This is a genomic window from Pseudogracilibacillus sp. SO30301A, from assembly GCF_037072025.1.
Classification (GTDB): Bacteria; Bacillota; Bacilli; order Bacillales; family Amphibacillaceae; genus Pseudogracilibacillus.
Genome location: NZ_JAXHDD010000001.1, coordinates 64,805 through 83,256 on the forward strand (window position 1 = coordinate 64,805; position 18,452 = coordinate 83,256).

17 protein-coding genes and 1 riboswitch are annotated in these 18,452 nt (G+C 33.3%); of the genes, 1 reads left to right on the forward strand and 16 read right to left on the reverse strand.

Annotated features, from left to right (window positions below; all coding sequences use genetic code 11):
• Nucleotides 1-7 precede the first annotated feature (7 nt).
• Nucleotides 8-859: a spore cortex-lytic enzyme gene (gene sleB / locus SPD89_RS00350; protein ID WP_336259956.1), complete on the reverse strand. Its 852-nt coding sequence runs from the start codon at nt 857-859 to the stop codon at nt 8-10.
• Nucleotides 860-2,001: 1,142 nt separating this feature from the next.
• The gene (locus SPD89_RS00355; RefSeq protein WP_336259957.1) at nt 2,002-2,583 is read right to left on the reverse strand and encodes a TIGR00730 family Rossman fold protein; all 582 of its coding nucleotides are present in this window, start codon (nt 2,581-2,583) and stop codon (nt 2,002-2,004) included.
• A 96-nt stretch (nt 2,584-2,679) separates the two neighbouring features.
• Between SPD89_RS00355 and SPD89_RS00360 the strand changes: the two genes are divergently transcribed.
• Nucleotides 2,680-3,000, forward strand: coding sequence for a MazG-like family protein (locus SPD89_RS00360; protein ID WP_336259958.1), 321 nt, complete (start codon nt 2,680-2,682; stop codon nt 2,998-3,000).
• A gap of 417 nt (nt 3,001-3,417) precedes the next feature.
• On the opposite strand, the gene SPD89_RS00365 is transcribed toward SPD89_RS00360, so the two are convergent.
• The 14 genes from SPD89_RS00365 to resB form a co-directional block, all read right to left on the reverse strand.
• Nucleotides 3,418-4,395: a YpdA family putative bacillithiol disulfide reductase gene (locus tag SPD89_RS00365; protein ID WP_336259959.1), complete on the reverse strand. Its 978-nt coding sequence runs from the start codon at nt 4,393-4,395 to the stop codon at nt 3,418-3,420.
• Between the two features lie 329 nt (nt 4,396-4,724).
• Nucleotides 4,725-6,005 carry a Glu/Leu/Phe/Val family dehydrogenase gene (locus SPD89_RS00370; protein ID WP_336259960.1) on the reverse strand — a complete coding sequence of 427 codons (1,281 nt, stop codon included), beginning with the start codon at nt 6,003-6,005 and terminating at the stop codon, nt 4,725-4,727.
• 138 nt (nt 6,006-6,143) lie between these two features.
• The gene (locus tag SPD89_RS00375) at nt 6,144-7,070 is read right to left on the reverse strand and encodes a D-alanine--D-alanine ligase (protein ID WP_336259961.1); all 927 of its coding nucleotides are present in this window, start codon (nt 7,068-7,070) and stop codon (nt 6,144-6,146) included.
• Between the two features lie 110 nt (nt 7,071-7,180).
• Entirely contained in the window at nt 7,181-7,945 is a 765-nt protein-coding gene (locus SPD89_RS00380; RefSeq protein WP_336259962.1) for a metallophosphoesterase, read from the reverse strand.
• 21 nt (nt 7,946-7,966) lie between these two features.
• Nucleotides 7,967-8,266, reverse strand: a complete 300-nt coding sequence (locus tag SPD89_RS00385; RefSeq protein WP_336259963.1) for a hypothetical protein — start codon at nt 8,264-8,266, stop codon at nt 7,967-7,969.
• Between the two features lie 11 nt (nt 8,267-8,277).
• Complete coding sequence (locus SPD89_RS00390; RefSeq protein ID WP_336259964.1) at nt 8,278-8,844, reverse strand: CPBP family intramembrane glutamic endopeptidase; 567 nt, start codon at nt 8,842-8,844, stop codon at nt 8,278-8,280.
• Nucleotide 8,845: 1 nt separating this feature from the next.
• Nucleotides 8,846-10,396, reverse strand: coding sequence for a RecQ family ATP-dependent DNA helicase (locus SPD89_RS00395; RefSeq protein WP_336259965.1), 1,551 nt, complete (start codon nt 10,394-10,396; stop codon nt 8,846-8,848).
• Complete coding sequence (locus tag SPD89_RS00400; RefSeq protein ID WP_336259966.1) at nt 10,380-11,453, reverse strand: helix-turn-helix domain-containing protein; 1,074 nt, start codon at nt 11,451-11,453, stop codon at nt 10,380-10,382. The genes SPD89_RS00395 and SPD89_RS00400 overlap by 17 nt, the downstream gene beginning before the upstream one ends.
• Before the next feature lie 147 nt (nt 11,454-11,600).
• Nucleotides 11,601-12,116: an ECF transporter S component gene (locus tag SPD89_RS00405; protein ID WP_336259967.1), complete on the reverse strand. Its 516-nt coding sequence runs from the start codon at nt 12,114-12,116 to the stop codon at nt 11,601-11,603.
• A 4-nt stretch (nt 12,117-12,120) separates the two neighbouring features.
• Nucleotides 12,121-12,540 (reverse strand): DUF4430 domain-containing protein, encoded by a 420-nt coding sequence (locus SPD89_RS00410; protein WP_336259968.1) that lies wholly within the window; start codon nt 12,538-12,540, stop codon nt 12,121-12,123.
• Nucleotides 12,541-12,788: 248 nt separating this feature from the next.
• A riboswitch (cobalamin riboswitch) is annotated at nt 12,789-12,976 on the reverse strand.
• A 9-nt stretch (nt 12,977-12,985) separates the two neighbouring features.
• Entirely contained in the window at nt 12,986-14,746 is a 1,761-nt protein-coding gene (locus tag SPD89_RS00415; RefSeq protein ID WP_336259969.1) for an ATP-binding protein, read from the reverse strand.
• Nucleotides 14,746-15,462 (reverse strand): response regulator transcription factor, encoded by a 717-nt coding sequence (locus tag SPD89_RS00420; RefSeq protein WP_336259970.1) that lies wholly within the window; start codon nt 15,460-15,462, stop codon nt 14,746-14,748. The genes SPD89_RS00415 and SPD89_RS00420 overlap by 1 nt, the downstream gene beginning before the upstream one ends.
• 84 nt (nt 15,463-15,546) lie before the next feature.
• Nucleotides 15,547-16,782: a cytochrome c biogenesis protein CcsA gene (ccsA, locus tag SPD89_RS00425; protein WP_336259971.1), complete on the reverse strand. Its 1,236-nt coding sequence runs from the start codon at nt 16,780-16,782 to the stop codon at nt 15,547-15,549.
• Nucleotides 16,783-16,793: 11 nt separating this feature from the next.
• The gene (gene resB, locus SPD89_RS00430; protein ID WP_336259972.1) at nt 16,794-18,437 is read right to left on the reverse strand and encodes a cytochrome c biogenesis protein ResB; all 1,644 of its coding nucleotides are present in this window, start codon (nt 18,435-18,437) and stop codon (nt 16,794-16,796) included.
• Between the last annotated feature and the right edge of the window lie 15 nt (nt 18,438-18,452).

An 18,452-nucleotide genomic window follows, 5' to 3' on the forward strand; every position in this document is an offset into this window, starting at 1 on the left:
AACCTTTCTATTTACAGAATATATGTTTTCCAATTTGTTTTATTTGAGGTCTTGTCCATATCCAAGGTGATGTCGCTGTTTCAGGGTTAAAATAATATGTTGCATTACTTGTTGGATCCCATCCATTAATTGCATCCAATACAGCTCTTCTTGCTGTATCGTTTGGTGTAAGATATATTTGACCATCAGCAACCGCTGTAAATGCTCTTGGCTCAAAGATAACACCTGAAATTGTATTTGGAAATGTAGGACTATTGACTCTATTTAAAATAACGGCGGCGACAGCTACTTGTCCTTCATATGGCTCTCCTCTTGCTTCACCGTAAACAGCATTCGCCATTAATTTAATATCATTCTGAGAAAAACCTTGCGGAACATTTACTGCTCCTGTTTGTTGTGCAGGTTGCTGAGTTTGTTCTGCAGGTTGCTGAGTTTGTTGCTGTTGTTGGTTTGGTTGTTGTTTTTGTTCTCCTTGAGCTTGTTGATTTTGCTTATTTTGTTGATTTTGCTTTGGCTTTTGAGTTTGGTACATGTTTTGCTTTACTTCTTGCTCATTATATTCTGTAGCTTTTACAAGCTTTTCTTTTGTTTTTTGCCCGGCCATTCCATCAATTTCCATACCAAATTCATATTGAAAATTACGTAGCGCCCAATATGTACGCCAATCAAATACACCATCAATTGGTCCAGTATAAAAACCTATATGTTTCAGCCTTGCCTGTAATTCAATAACATCATCACCAACTGCGCCATGTTGGATAACTTGTGGACTGAATGCCTCAACACTTTTTTGATTAAAACTTGGTACATAAATAATTATCATTAAAGAAAGTATGAGAGAGATTTTTTTATAGTTCATTCTCTTTCCTCCAATTAATTAATAGTGTTCCAATTGTATTTTTTGATTTAATATCCTTTTTATGCATTAATAAGAACATTTTTTCAAAATAGTAAATGGAATGTTGAAAATCTTTTATTATAAATTTTTAGATAATAATCATGATTACAGCTAATGAAAACATGTGGCATCTTTTGTACCAACCAATAAATGACAAGCTGTTTACCAGACCATACCCTCTGTAAATTGAAGAGTACACTAAAAAGTATGACATTATTTATATATAGGATTTTTTTGTATGAACCATTATCGAAAGATTTTTGAACTGTATTGATGAGGGTCTTAGCCTTAGAGGTCTAGCTGAAAAAAAGGATTAATGTGTCCGCTAGATAACGATATGACGAATCAATGGATTGAAGATTTCTTTTTACAGAGAAGTCTTTGGAATTAAGCATCAGTTGTGACAACCATTAGATTTTGATTATATGCATAAGGTACTGCGAAGCCTAACGTGACTTTCTCTACTCCATCATGAATATGAAGCAAAAATGTCGTGCCAAAAAAAGATTCGATATTCTTATACTATTTTCGGCATAACAGTCGTAACGTGGAAAAGTATAAAGCAACCGTACGATTCGTAGAGGATCTTGGGAAATCATAAAGATTGATTGGACGGGAATAACTGCCTTTATCATTCGTAAGCACAAGTGCACTGCGAATTGGAGGAATGATTAAACTCTATTCTTTACCATAAGCACAAGGGGACAGCGAGTTAGAGAATGATTAATCTCTAAGGTAAATCTATTCATCTAGAAGAGTGGCTGCTTATAAATTTATCAACTGATGAGGCTGCAATCTTACTGAAAATCACAGAAGCCTTTGATCATAAACACCTCTCACCCCCACATTTTACAATAAATAAAAAGAATCCGTTTTGAAAAAAGATTGATCAAAATGGATTCTTTTCCGACTAATTCAAGTTTGGTTTTTATAAAGAAGTTTGATCATTCTATACCTATGACCATCAACTATTGCTCCGATTGTGTATTTTACAGATTTCGATATGTTAGTGTTAATGTAATTTAAAATTAAAAGCTTAAGTGAAGAAGTTTAGTTTAATTAACAACAGACTTTATGCTTGTAGCTTGGTCTGTTGTTAAGCTTTAAATCTGTTTTTCATTAAGATACGTTTTTACAGTTGGGGCTTCATAAGAATCAAACTTATCAAGTAATTGACTTGGTTCTACATCTACAAGTGCCATAGAACGGTATTTTTCGTGTAAAAATTGTTCTTTGGTCATATGATTAAACAGTTCAACGAGAGGATCAAAGTAATGATTAACATTTAAAAGACCACAAGGTTTTTGATGAAGGCCTAATTGAGCCCAGGTAAAGATTTCAAAGAATTCCTCTAATGTGCCTGGTCCACCTGGTAAAGCGACAAAACCATCTGCCAGCTCTGCCATTTTAGCCTTTCTGTCATGCATGGAATCAACAACAATCAATTCTGATAATCTTTTATGAGATATTTCTCTTTTCTCCAAGAAACTAGGCATAATCCCAATGACTTGTCCATCATCTTCTAAGACAGCATCCGCAACTGCTCCCATTACCCCAACACTCGCTCCACCATAAACTAGTGTAATATTACGTTTGACTAGTTCTTCACCAAATTTTCTCGCAGTTTCTATATATAATTTAGATGCTCCAGTACTAGAACCACAAAATACAGCTATACTTTTCATAAAGACGTCCCCCTTATCGGATTCAGCGTTTATATTATACAGAAGTCTTGATGATTTGTTAAACTTTATAGTAGTGAAATGTAGGAGTGATAAGAAATGGATGTAACTGAATTTCAACAATGGGTAAATGATTATTATGAAAATAGAGGCTGGTCTGAACTAGACATCTTTATTCGTATTGGCTTTTTAGCGGAGGAAACTGGGGAGGTAGCACGAGCTATAAGAGCCCTTGAGATTGGGAGGGATCGACCAGACGAAGTAACAGATTCATATATGAACAATAGAAAGGCTTTGGTAGAAGAGTTAGGAGATGTATTAGGTAACGTAATTGTAATCGCCAATAAGTATAACATTTCTTTAGAAGAAGTGTTTAATTCTCATAAGGAGAAACTGTCAAATCGTTACTCTCATGAATAGTATTGTTACCAGAAATAAAAAAGAAAAGAAAAATGATAAACAATTTGCTAAAACTAAAAACACTTTAAAGATTATTGAGTATGAAGGAGAGTGAGGAGATTATCGTTTCTTGGTAGAGTGGCATCTGCACCACCCTCTTACTGTAAAATGCGGTACGATCAAAACCTATACAAGCATGGCAAACAACAACTGTTTTTGACCTACCAATGCATGCCAAACGTGTAGGTTTTTTTGTAAAACGCCAACGATATTTTCCGATTCCCCTTCATAACTAGTTCTTTTCGATTTTATTGTGCAAATACGTTTAAAACAACAAAAAGAAAAATCCGCACCATAACACAAACTCTTTTCAAGAGAAGTTTGTATTCGGTCGGATTTTCTACGACGAAAACACTTTTTGTCCTAGCCTTTAATAATTTATTTATGATTTGTCTTCAATATTGACGCAGCAATTGCCTTTCCGTGCCATCTACCATTTTCGATAAATGTTTCGTTCCCATTAAAGCCGGAAATTATTACTCCAGCAACATACAAATTAGGAATGTTTGTTTCAAATGTATTTTCATCCTTTTCAGGTTTACCTGTTGTATTATCTACATTCACACCAATCTTTTTAAAAAAAGAAATATTCGGTTGATACCCCGTCATCGCAAATACAAAATCGTTTTTGATATATTTTACTTCATTGTTAACACGGTATATTACGTTATTTTCAGTTATTTCGGTCACAATTGCATGAAACTCCATGGAGATTCGACCTTTTTGGATAAGCGAATCAAAATCTGGTAAAATCCAAGGTTTAATACTTTTTGAATACGTTGAACCACGGTAAAGAACGGTTATATTTGCTCCCGCCTTATAAAGAGCTAGTGCAGCATCTACTGCTGAATTTTTCCCACCAATAATTACAACATCTGTATTATAATATGGGTGGCCTTCTTTAAAATAATGCATAACTTTAGGGAGGTTTTCTCCTGGTATGTTTAAATATTGAGGCTGATCATAATAACCTGTTGCAATGATAACATGTTTTGCAATATATTGTATTTCTTCACCGTTTTTATTTGTATAAAGATAAAACAGTTCATCTTTTTTTATAATATTCCTAACCGCTTCAAAAGGATGTATTCGAAGCTTGTTACGCTTAACAACTTCCCGGTAATACGCTAAAGCTTCATTTCGTACAGGTTTAAACTTGTCAGTAATAAAAGGAAAGTCGCCGATCTCCAAATTCTTACTTGTACTGAAAAAGGTTTGATGGGTTGGAAATCGATAAATTGTTTCGACAATATTTCCTTTTTCTATTATAAGCGGTCTTATGTTATATCGTTGTAATTCAAGTGCACATGAAAGACCACATGGACCAGCTCCAACGATTATCGTATGTTCTATCACCCGTAGCTCCCCTTTATATAAAATTTATCTTTTGTATCTAACCGCTTCTTTGGTTTAGCTTATATTAACTTTTCTTATATAGAATAAAATAATACAATTATTAACAAACAAATTATTAGATTTTTTATAACCAACTCTTTTGTAATTTTATTAATAACTATTAACTTTTCCCCACTTAAATTAAGAACAAAAACAAAAATGGATATGAATTTAACAAAGTAATTCATAAAAGATTTCTCTTCTTATCTCCAGTTTTTGGTAACATATAAAATTTAGAACATTATAAAAAGACCCCTTATTCTTTCGTAGGGGTCAAACTGTTTGATATTTCATATCCAACCGCGATATCTAGATGCTTCTGCCATCTTTCTAACTCCAACCATGTATGCAGCTAAACGCATATTTACATTTCTAGTTTGGGCAGTATTATAAATTGTATCAAATGATTTTTTCATCACTTCATACAACTTTGCTTCTACTTCCTCTTCTGGCCAGTAATATCCTTGATTATTTTGAACCCATTCAAAGTATGAAACAGTTACACCGCCTGAAGAAGCCAAAACATCTGGTACAAGTAATTTTCCACGCTCTGTCAATATTTTAGTAGCTTCCATTGTGGTCGGTCCATTGGCTGCTTCGACGATAATATCCGCTTTAATATGATGAGCATTTTTTTCTGTAATTTGATTTTGGACCGCAGCCGGTACTAATATATCGCAATCTAACTCAAGTAACTCTTCGTTAGTTATCGTATCTTTAAATAGCGTAGTGACAGTTCCAAAACTATCACGACGATCTAAAAGGTAATCAATATCCAAACCTTCTGGATCGTGCAAGGCACCATAAGCATCAGAGATACCAACTACTTTTGCGCCGGCTTCATGAAGGAATTTTGATAAAAAGCTTCCCGCATTTCCGAAACCTTGAACGACAATTCTTGATCCTTCTAGCTCAAAACCACGTTTTTTAGCAGCTTCTTCAATGCAAATTGTTACACCTTTAGCTGTAGCAGATTCTCGACCATGCGAACCACCCAGGACTATTGGTTTTCCAGTAATAAAACCAGGATTATTGAATTCGTCAATTCGGCTATACTCATCCATCATCCACGCCATTATTTGTGAATTTGTAAAAACATCAGGGGCAGGTATATCTTTCGTTGGCCCAACAAATTGGCTAATTGCCCGGACATACCCTCTACTTAAATTTTCGAGTTCTCGGAATGACATTTCACGTGGATCACAAATAATACCACCTTTACCACCACCATAAGGTAAATCTACAATACCTGCTTTTAAACTCATCCAAATCGCTAATGCATTTACTTCTGTTTCAGTCACATCAGGGTGAAACCTAACCCCACCTTTTGTAGGTCCAACTGCATCATTATGTTGCGCTCGAAATCCGGTAAACACTTTAACTGAACCATCATCCATACGTACAGGAATTCTTACCTTTAGCATTCGGAGAGAATCTTTTAATAGTTCATAAACTTCATTTGGATAACCTAACTTATCCAAAGCTTCTTTTACAACAGTCCTTGTCGATGTTAAAATATTCGTTTTTTCGTTTTCTTCTTTACTGGAATCTGCTGCTTTATCGGCTAGCATTAGTTTACCTCCTATGAATTACATATAAATGTAAATAATAGCTGTTCTTTGTGATTAGTATACACCTTTAAGTCAATTATGCAATTGAAAATTACTTGAAACGATTGATTTATCAGCCAAAAGGTAATGGACTACAATTTAATTGACTGTTAATTGTACTAGAGTCTCAATCATTTCATTATAAGAAATATTGTTTGTGCGTGCAGAATCAGGAAAAAGACTCGTCGGTGTCATACCAGGTAAAGTATTCACTTCTAATATATACGGTACTCCTTCATCTGTTAATAAAAAATCTGCTCTGGAGTATGTTTCACAACCTAACACTTGATGTGCCTTGACCGCAAAATTTTTTATTTTTGTTGTAAGCTCCTCACTAATTTGTGCAGGAATTATATGTTCACTGCCACCTTCAGCATATTTTGATTCATAATCATACAATTCATTTTTGGGGATGATTTCAATAATCGGTAAAGCAATTTCCTCATTCATTTTTCCCAATACAGGAACGGTTAACTCTTTTCCTTTGATAAATTGTTCAACTAAAATAAACTCATCACTTTGAACAGCTTTTTTAATTGCCTGTTCTGTCTGTTCTTTATTGATTACAATCGTAAGACCGAGTGTTGACCCTTCGCGATTTGGTTTCACAACAAACGGTAACTCAAAATTACGATGAATTTTTTCAACAAGATCATTTATATTTGTTTGATCGGTTATTCGATATCGCTCACCTTTTGCAATTGGTATATTTACAACTTTAAATAACTGCTTTGCTTTGAATTTATCCATTGCAACAGCTGAGGCCATTACTCCAGATCCTACATAAGGAATATTTAACATATCTAACAACCCTTGTATAGATCCATCTTCTCCAAACTTACCATGAAGACCAATAAAAACTAAGTCAACGTTTAATTCAATTATTTCATGTAAACGATCGGGATGAAAGTCAATTCCAATTACTTCATGACCATTTGCTTTTAATGCGTCTATTATTCCCTTACTTGATGAAATAGAAACATCTCGCTCTTTTGAAACCCCACCATAAAGGACAGCTATTTTCAACGTGTCCACTCCTAACCTATTTATAATTTATTTATTCTTTATTTCATAATATCATTTTTTTAAACTCTCTACTATAGTAGTATATGACCGGATGAAGCAATCGTACTATTTTATTGTAAAGAAACTACATGGCATTCAGCTCTAGTTCCTAAACGTAATGGTAGCATCGTGTACCCATATCCTTCTGAAATAATAACTGTTGAACCTTGATACGAAAATGTGCCTCCTTTTTTATAAAATCCAAAACCAAAGATCCTAATTTGTCCACCGTGAGTATGACCGGCGAAAATCACATTAATTTGTTTTTTAACTGCTTCATTTAATTCATAAAAAGCGCTAGGCTTATGTGTACACAACATTGTGAAATTATCTTTTAACTCATTCCAATTAACTGAATGTTCCACATATTGGTCTTCATAATATTTTAATCCAATCAGATTTATTTTTTCATTACCTTTGTAAACAGGAACTATTGTATCTTCTAAAATTATCACATTTTCTTTCTCTAAAATATGTTTCATTTTATTTATATTTGTTTCAAAATCATTGTTCCCCCAGACAAAATATATGGGAGCCCTCAACTTTTTCAGTTTAATGATATTTTGTCGCATTCTTTCTAAAGGTACGCCACGTTCAATTAAGTCTCCTCCAATAATAATGAGGTTGATAGGTTGATTAATTTTTTCAATCGTAGACTCTTTAATTCTTCTTCTGTGTATATCTGATATGAAAAAAATATTAAAACCTCTAAATGAGTCCGGGATTTCTTGAAGTACTATTGATTCATAGACAATATGATCGTTGTGGGCTTTAAAACACATATAGCCTAAGAAACTTACACTAATAAATAAAATAGTCAAATAAACGACGAACAATTTTAAAGCCCCCATTCCGGGTTAACTGAAAAATAAAAGAATTTGTTCCCCTGCAATAATATAGATAATACCGATAATAATAACTAAAATTAATAATACACTTAGCAACCTTGTAAAAGGAGAACCTAAATGAATATATAACTTTCGTTTCGGTGTTTTATGTACCTCACTCCTTGGAGGGAGATTTAATACGTCGACTTCGATAAAATCATCTGTCGAGTCTTTCGTCTCATTAGCTTTATTTTCTTCCGATTGATTTACCACTTCAGCAAATAATTGAGATAATTTTTCCGCCTGATTTTCCTCATGGTCAAGTTTCAAAAGAAAGCACCTCACTTTTTATATTTCATAAATAGTCCAAGTAAAAAATCGACAACAAAATGAAATGCAATAACTACATATAAGTTTTTCGTTAATTCAAAAACATACCCAAGATAGAAACTAATTATGATAACTAAAACTAAAAGAACAGGTTTTTTTAGATAACGAAAATGAACGAGGACGAATAAAGCGCTAGCAAATATATAGCCAAATGATGTTTGAATTACTCCTCGAAACAGAAATTCTTCTGAAATCGCAACAACAATGGCAATGAGAAATATGTTTCCGATCGATTGATTTTTGAAAACTTTTTCATTGATACCACCGTCATCAAAGTAACGACTAGGTAAAAACAGATACAAAACTATCTCGATTACGACAATTATTATCGCCGAAAATATACCAAAAAGTAATATCGCTTTCCCATCTACCGAAAAATAAAGAAACCAATCTGCAATATGATCAAATAAAAAATAACTTAAAAAAATACTAAGTAAAAAAAAGCAGCTTTGTGTTAATAGTAATTGATTCTTAACTTCTTCAGCGGACATGTTTTTTATAATTTCTGATTGTTTCATATCATTCCCCTATTAATAATAAATCTGCCAATTGATGTTGCCAAGATAAATTATTTATTTTTTCCTTTTTAATCGGATTAAGTGATTTTTCCCATTCTTCAAATGAAAAACCACAATTACTACAACATTGCGTATCTTTTTTGGGAACTTTATGTTGAAAACTCTTATATAGTTCTTTTCGGAGACAATCTTTCGACTTCAACCAATTAATCAGCTCTTCCAAACGTTCATATTTTAAATTTCTTCTTATTATACAAAAACGATTAATTTTTTGAAATATTTCCTGCCAGTATTTATTATCAAATTGAATCATATTCTCTTTTATCATACCATGTGATTCAAATTGATAGTGTAAAAATCTCCATTTAATGATAGGTAGTTGAAAAATTTCTTCTAGCTTATCGTCACTAGTGGGGATAATCGTTTTCCCCTTTTGATAAAGTAAATAAAGCTGATTCATTACAAAAGCAATTTCATTATTTGTAGGCAGTTCATTTTCAATTATTTGTAACGGAACATGAATATCCCCTTCCTTATATAAAAGTATACTTAGACTTTCTTTTCCATCTCTTCCGGCTCTCCCAATCTCTTGAATATAGGATTCAATTTGTGTCGGTAGATGATAGTGAATGACAATCCGAATATTTGTTTTATTAATTCCCATTCCAAATGCACTTGTACAACAAATGACATCTAATTGTTCATTCATAAATTGTTGTTGAATTTTTAGTCGATCATTGTTTTCCATACCTCCATGGTAATAAGCAATTTTTTTATCTTGAATTCTTTGCGACAGTATCGAAGCTATTTTTTCAGTTAATTTTCTGCTGGAAAAATAAACAATTGTAGGTTGTTGATAAGTTGAAATAAGTGAACTTAAATGGTTTAGTTTATCATCTTCGGATCCATTTACACGATAAAGCAACAAAGAAATATTTTCCCTGTCCATTGGATAAATATGACGTTTCATCTCTTGACGATCCAAACTGATTATAATATCCTGTTGTACTTCTGGAGTTGCTGTACCTGTTAATGCTAAAATTGGTGGGTTTCCTAGACCTTGTATTACATTGGTTAATCGTAAATAGTCTGGTCTAAAATCATGACCCCATTGGGAAATACAATGCGCTTCATCAATTACAACTAAACTCACTTCGGTTTTTTGCAACTTTCTAATAAATTCTTCCTGTTGCAGAAGTTCTGGTGAAACATATATAAGTTTATAATATGATAATCGGGATAAAATCCTTCTACGTTCTTCTTTATTTTGAAAACTATGTATTGCCACAACCTCTTTATAGTAATAAGATTTAACTTGCCTTACTTGATCAATCATTAAAGAAATGAGTGGTGAGACTACAATAGTTACCCCTGGGAGCATGATTGCAGGTAACTGATAACAAAGTGATTTCCCAGAACCTGTTCTTAAAATTCCTAAAACATCATTTCCTTTTAAAATATCCGTAATAATTTCCTTTTGCCCCTCTTGAAAATTGTCATGCTTAAAAACTTTTCGCAAATAAGTATGTAAATCTTTATCGTTTTGATCCATCGATAACACTTCCACTATTAAAATTATTTACTTGTGTTAAAACAAGACGAATTTGAAAATAACTAATATTTTCATTAACAGCTTCTTTTATATCTTTTAATTTATAGGACTTTATACGTCTAATCGTTTGAATAATTTCTTGTTGATCGATCTCGGAGATATACGGAATTAAAGAAAAGTTTTGGTCGGATAAAGCAATTTCAACAACATGATCATAAATAGTGTTTATTTTCAAATGACGGATTTGGGCAATTTCTTCAATTGTAAATTGTTGCTCCAATAATTTGCGAGTTCTATCTGCTGATTGCGTTAGTATTATTTGTGAAAATAAATCTTTGCCAATTGAATAAAGATATGGATATTTCTGTTGTTGATTTATAATTGTCGCTAACATCAAATGAATAACATTTGTAGTGATAAGGTGGATATCTTCTTCATTCATTTGTAGTTTCTTAGCAGTTTGAGTCTCTGTAAGACCAACGATATGATAACTAGTAATTTGATCCAAAAATATAGATGGATGGTTTAAAGGTAGTTGTTTCAATATAGTCGTAAGCTCATCATATAATCTATTTAAATAGTTATCAATATCTTCTTTTACATGTTGATAATATATTTTTACCCAATTTTCGATATCTATATTTTCGATAATAGGTATGTAAGTAAAATTTCTCTTTTTGCTATTTGTTAATACTTGAATTAATAATAACAACCTACAAAAGAAAGTTTGATCAAATTGTCGAAAACGAAAACCGGACAAATACGCCAGGTTATTTGCAGATTGAGCAAATCTTTTTTTCCCTTTGTCTGTTATGTAATAAAAATTTGTATTTCTTGAGGGTTGAAGTAGCTTTTGTTCCACAAGTTTATTTACAAACATAAAAAAACGACGTTTAGTAAGATTCTTATAAACACCAAAATATTCGGTTAGCCTAAATAACTGAGCATCTTGAATCGTTTGAATAGATTGTTTTCCTTGCAGTAAATAATATACTGCTGAAATTGAACGCTCTTTTTGCATTTTATTTTGACAAGTTAATAATACATGTTGAAACAATAACTAAGCACCCCTTTTCTAATTCAATTCTACTATAAGAATGGCTAATCTGAAATAAATAACTGTTCTTTATAATAAAAAAATCCCAAATAAGGACTTTGTAAGCATAATCCATTATTCGGGTTAATCATTTATATATAGTATTCATTAAATTTGTTGTTGAATACAAAAGCGATCATTTGCATATTTTCTTAAAAGATGAGTTATTATCGGATATAATAAGATAATAAAAACTGCATTTCCAATTGCATGGTATGTATCAAACGGTAATCCTAAAATATAATATGGCCAAAACTTCCCTGTAACCTGGTAGGTCGTTAGTGAAATAATAAATCCATAGAAGTAGCCACTAATTATCCCAATTAATACGATAACGACAGTATGTATTTTTTTAAATACCTTTCCAAGTAATCCGCAAATAATACCAATTAATCCCCAAGTGACAATTTGCCATACTGTCCAGATTCCCATTCCTAACAGCATATTCGAAAGGAACGTTACAATTAACGACAACAATAGAGCCGAAACGGGACCAAGTAATATTCCACAGATAATAATTAGTGCTGTGACTGGTTGAACATTTGGTATAAAAACTACAACAGCACGACCCACTATGCCGAGTGCAGCAAAAATAGCTAATAAGGTTAATTTATACGTGTTCAAACTATTATTCCCATGCTTGTAAATCGAAAACTATTTTGTATCCAGCTTTTAATTCATATTCTGCTGCACCAACCATTGCCATTTCATCATTCACAAAATACATCCATGCTTTCTCTTCTCCTTCTTCTGGAGCAACCCCATCAATGGAAGTAATAAATCCATTATCTTCTTCAATATCATAATTTTCTTTCATAACATCCATTAAGATATCATTTTCTTCAATTGCTATTTCTTTTTCTGACAGTACTTCTTCCCCTTCATCTTTGGAAATGGTTACTGTAATAACTTCTTCTTGTACTTCTGTTGTTTCTGGAGTCGCTTCTGTTGATTCCTCTTGAGTAGGTGTTGCTGGATCATTAGAACATCCAACAGCCAATATAAGCGCTGAGAAAATAGTAAATAAAGATAACATCCATTTTTTCATCATTTCATTCTCCTTATCATAAAAGTGTTGTAAATTTTGGTATCTACTTTGTAGTAGAAGGATACTGTGCAGTAGTGAAAATTTAAATACTACGAAATGTAGACAAGTTACAACTATTGGACAATTTATGGAAGTTGTGACAAGACCTATCGTTGAAAATAACCTCTGAAAAATAAAAAATGCAAACACCAAGAGGGTTTGCATGTAAATAATGAATATAGATTGATGCCTTACCCCCGAAGCTTCAATGAAATTTGAAGAATTTGGCAGGTCTACTGACTTGTAATTCATCCTACTTTAGGCACCTTCCCGTACATGTACAGTGGTTTTACGCCTAGTTCGTCATTACTTACAGTTGCGAGGACAGTTCTAGATTTTCACTAGATTCCCATTTAAGTATACGATATGTATACACACCAAAGTCTCCTATCAAATTTTATCATTATTACTGTGGAATTTTAAAACTAAATGTTGTTCCTTCATTCACCTTACTTTTAACTGAAATGATTCCTTTATGCGCAGATACAATATGTTTGGCAATCGCAAGTCCTAGTCCAGTACCTTTTTTCTTGTCATTACGTGTTCGTGATTTATCTGCTTTATAAAATCTTTCAAATATAAATGAAAGATCTTCTTCAGGAATTCCAGAACCATTATCTTCAACTTCAACATAAAAATGTTGGTCTTGAGAACGTACGAGGATATGTACATACCCTCCCGGCTTCGTATGACCAAGTGCATTGTCGATTAAGTTGGTACAAACTTGCTCAATTCGATCTTGGTCAATTGTAATCATATTCTTTTCGATCTCTTTTGTCAAACGTAATTCAATATTATATTCTTCCGCCATACCAATAAACTTTTTGTAAATTCGACTGGTAAACTGTTCAGCATCGATAGTTTCTAAATTTAATTCTATATGTCCCGCTTCCATCCGACCAATATCTAACAACTCATTTACGAGCCGCCCCATCCGAAGAGATTCTTCATGAATTATTTTAGCTAACTCATTTTTTTCTTCCTTTGACTCAGCGATATCATCAACAATTGCCTCACTATATCCTTGCAATAGTGCAATTGGTGTGCGAAGCTCGTGAGAAACATTAGAAATAAAGTCTTTTCTTAATTTATCAATTTGACGTTCTTCCGTCATATCCCTTATTACTGCAACTGCACCACGAATATACGATTTATCATAGAGAGGAGTCATGATCATCACCCAATCTCTCCCTTGGAGATTCAACTCCTGTAAAACTTCTTTTTCTTCTTTAATTACCTTTTGTAATATTGATTTAACCTCGTGTGGAAGCTGATTTTCAGATTCATCCGTCGTTAAAATATTATTTTCAAAATTCCAATCCTCGATAAATTTTTTGGCGGGTGGATTAATAACAATAATTCTTCCTTCCCTTGTTAATGTGATCACTCCATCAGCCATAGAATTTACAATACTTGAAAGTTGCTCTTTCTCATGCCTTAAAGCGTCAATATGAAAGTTCAACTGTTTTCCCATTCGGTTGAATGCAATCGCCAGTTCACCTATCTCATCATGGGTTACAACTGGGACTTTCGTATTAAACTGACCTTTAGCCAAATCAATAGCTGCTTCTCTCATACGAATGAGCGGAGCGGTAATTCTTGTTGAAAGGAAAAATGCAAAAATTGTCGTCAATACAATCGCAATTGCAGCGGCGACAAAAATAATTTTAGTCGTTTCCGCTTTTGTTTGATTAATAACGTCCAATGATTGAAAAACGAATATAGCTCCGCCTTTTTTATCGATCGGTATACCGATTACCATTATTTCAGCTTCGTCTTCTAAAACAGTCATTTTCTCGTTATATGTTCTATGTTCCTCTACTACTTGCTTTAAATCAGGATTATTTTCAGGGGAAATCGCATCCAAATTTAACAAATGATTATTCGTCGTATTTGAAGCCCATATTTCTCCATCTTCAAAATAAATGATAACTCTACTAGTCGGATCCTTTACACTTTCGACCATTTCTCGAATCAGAGACTTTTCATCATGTTCTTCTACTACCAGCGAAATTTTTGATGCGGATTGAACTAGTGCTTTTTCCGCTTCCTGTACGTGAAATCCTTCAAAAAACTCTAACAATAAAATGGTGAGGATAAATAATACAAAAGAAACTAGCAATAAAATAGTTATTGCTAGTTTACCTACTACACTACGCCAAAACATTATTTATTCTCAACCTCTAATTTATACCCGATACCCCACACCGTAACAATCATTTTAGCGGCTTCTTTCGAAACATTTGTTAGTTTCTCACGTAATCGTTTTACATGTGTATCGACAGTTCTTAAGTCGCCAAAAAATTCATATTGCCAAACTTCTTTTAAAAGATCTTCACGTTTGTATACTTTATCAGGTGATTGCGCTAAGAATACAAGTAGCTCATACTCTTTTGGTGTAAGCTGTATTTCCTGATCGTTTGAAGTCACTCTATATGCATCAAGATCAATCGTTAAGTGTGGAAATACGATTAAATTATTAGAAGAACTAGAGTCATCTTGAAGATTAGAACTACTCGTCCTACGTAAAACTGCTTTCACGCGTAATACTACTTCTCTAGGACTAAATGGTTTAACAATATAATCATCTGCACCCACTTCAAACCCTTGTACACGATTTGATTCTTCTCCTTTTGCAGTTAACATAATTACAGGAGTCATCTTTTCTTTTCTTAATTCTTTACAAACTTCAATACCATCCATTTCAGGCATCATTATATCTAAAAGAATGACATCATAATTATTTTCAAGTGCTAGATCTAACGCTTCTCTACCATTCTCAGCTTCTTCAACAATAAAATTATCTCGTTCTAAATACATGCGAATTAATCTTCTAATTCTTTCTTCATCATCAACAACTAACACTGTTTTATTATCATCCATAAGAAGCAGCCTCCTCTTTTACCCATCTAACTCTAGTATAAACGAATATAGTTAAAATGTATAAATTTTAGTTACTCTCTCAGGCTATGCATAAGAGTGCAATCCTGCAAGCACTAGGTTAACTACAATAATATTGAACATAATAATGGCGAATCCTATGACCGCAAGCCAAGCAGATTTCTCTCCGTGCCATCCTCGCGACAGGCGTAAATGCAAGAAAGCAGCATAAAAGAACCATGTAATTAACGCCCATACTTCTTTAGGATCCCATCCCCAAAATCTGTCCCAAGCAATTTGCGCCCATATTGCGGCGAAGATAAGCCCCCCTAACGTGAATAGCGGAAACCCGATCGCCACCGAGCGGTACATGATTTCGTCAACGAGGTTAGGTCTCACATTTTTCAAAAATGGTTGAACCCAAGCCCCAATTCTTTTTCGAATGACAAGACGAATTATACCATAAATTATTGTACCGGATAGAATAGACCAAATGACCGTATTTAATTTTGTTGCCGCATCCTTTCCTTTCATCCATTCTGGAATATGGATAATAGGTTTCATCTTATCCTCTGTTAGCATAACACCATGTTTAGGTCCAACAATTGCAGGTTTATTATATACTGCAATTTCTTCAGGTTTTATATTTACACGAGTTTCATCCTTGAACTTTTCGTAATTCGGTTCCTCATACTGAATTTCAGCATGATAGTCTAAAAAGTTAAAAGTTACTGAAGAAGCAACGAAACCAAGCATTAGTATTAATGTAAATAATATGAACTCTAGTCCAAATGTTTTCTTACTAAAAACAGATTGATCAATTGTTTTAATTAAATAAATTAATCCCGCTACAAAGCTAACAGCCAAAACTCCTTGCGAAAGAGATACCGTAATAACATGAATAAACAACCAATGACTCTGTAAAGACGGTACTAATGGTGAGATTTCAGTTGGGAACATACTTGCATACGCAATGATTAACATGGCTATTGGGAGTGCAAACAAACCTAAAACACTTAGCTTATAAATAAAATAAATGATAATAAAAGCTAGAACTAAACTCATTCCTAAAAATGTTACAAATTCAAACATATTACTAACAGGAGCATGTCCTCCTGCCGCCCAACGTGTAAAAAAGTAAATAAGTTGGGCGATAAAACCAATTATCGTCAATGTAATTGCGATTGTCCCAGCGATTCCTTTTTTCGACATATCTGTAGTTCTTTTATCTTTAATTGTTGCACCAAAGAACACAGTGGCAATTAAATAAACAATAAAAGCAGTATAAAGTGCTGTACTGCTAATACTTGTTAAATCACTCATAAATAAACCTCCTATACCTCTTTTTCTTCTTCTTGGTCAATGACCATTTGAATATTCGTTCCGGCTATTGCTTTTTCAATATCTTTTTTCAGACCGAACCAGTTTTTATTTGTATGTGCGGCAAGTAATATACCTTCACCTTGTGGATTAATCCATATTCTACGATGTTGCCAGTACATTCCTTGGATTACCCCGATCATAAAAATAGCTGCACCAAGAATAAAAAACGGTAATGTATAATCTTGACGAACAGTGATCCCACTAGCATAGCGCATTTCAAAATCTACGATGCCTAGTTTATATTTATTTTCGCCAGTAGCATCTATATTTTTACCTATTCCTACGAAACTAATCTCTCCTTTTTCTTCATCTGGAGGGAAGACATTAAAAACAAATGCCGGATTTCTTGGAAACTTAGAAACTGAGCGCGGCTCTCCATCTTCCAAAACATAATCCGGATAGTATTGACTTACCTGGATCTTTATACCATTTTCAAGTTCATAAGTCTCATCAGGCGATGTTAAATCAACTGTTATTTCACCTAGAGAATTCTGGTCTTCATCTGCTGTTTCATATAGTTTAAATTTCATTTTTGAAAATTCATTTTCCTGGAAACCAGACTGGTATAATGTATAACCGTCTATTTTCAATGGAGCATTTAATTGGATGGAGCTCTCTGTAACTTTCTCCAACTCTGGTTCCTTACCAACAACTGTTTCGCCTACCGTTTTATAGATTATTAAATCTGTTTGATAATTTTTATGTACTTGTTCCCCCATTCTTTCCATTGCATCTTTATAACGTTCATCATCTTCCTCATATACTTCTAATAAAAAACGTTTATTTTCAATGTAATATTCATTATTTGTTCCAGGGATAACTTTTTGTTCTCCTTCTCTCACCCAAACATATTCATCTAAATAAAAAAATGGAGTCATTCGAAGAATAGCTGCAATAAGAATGATAATCAATCCAATATGGTTTACATAAGGACCCCAACGAGAAAATCTATTTTTTTCAGCTAATATATTTCCATCTTTATTCACAATATTGTATCGTTGTTTTTTTAGTCTGCTTACTAATGTTTCTTTCTCTTCTTTTGATACAACTGCCGTATTACTGTAAAGTCGTTGTCTGCTTAAAAATGAATTATGCCGTTTAGGTTGCTGTATTTTTAATGCTCGATACAACGGGACAAAGCGATCAATACTACAGATGACTAGTGATATTCCAATAAGAGCAATTAAAATCATATACCACCAGGAACTGTATAATTCATGAAATCCAAGTTGATAATAAATTTTCCCTATAAGTCCATACCAATCTTCATAAAAAACAGCCGGATCACGGTTCTCGGCTTCAGGCGGAATAAACTGTTCTTGAGGAAATATTGTTCCAATTCCCGAGGCTATTAGTGCGATAACGATCAGCATTACTCCCACCTTCACAGATGAGAAAAAATTCCATATCTTATCGACAATTGTCCGATTATATGTTTGTGATCTTCTTGCTGTTCCATCATAGCGCATATTAAGCAGCTTAGTTTTATCATTTCCATCTATATGTTGGTTTCCTTCAATCGGTTTACCACATGACTCACAAAGAATGGTGCCCTCAGGGTTCACGTGTCCGCATTCACACTTAAGCTTGTCCATCTAAATCCCTCACTA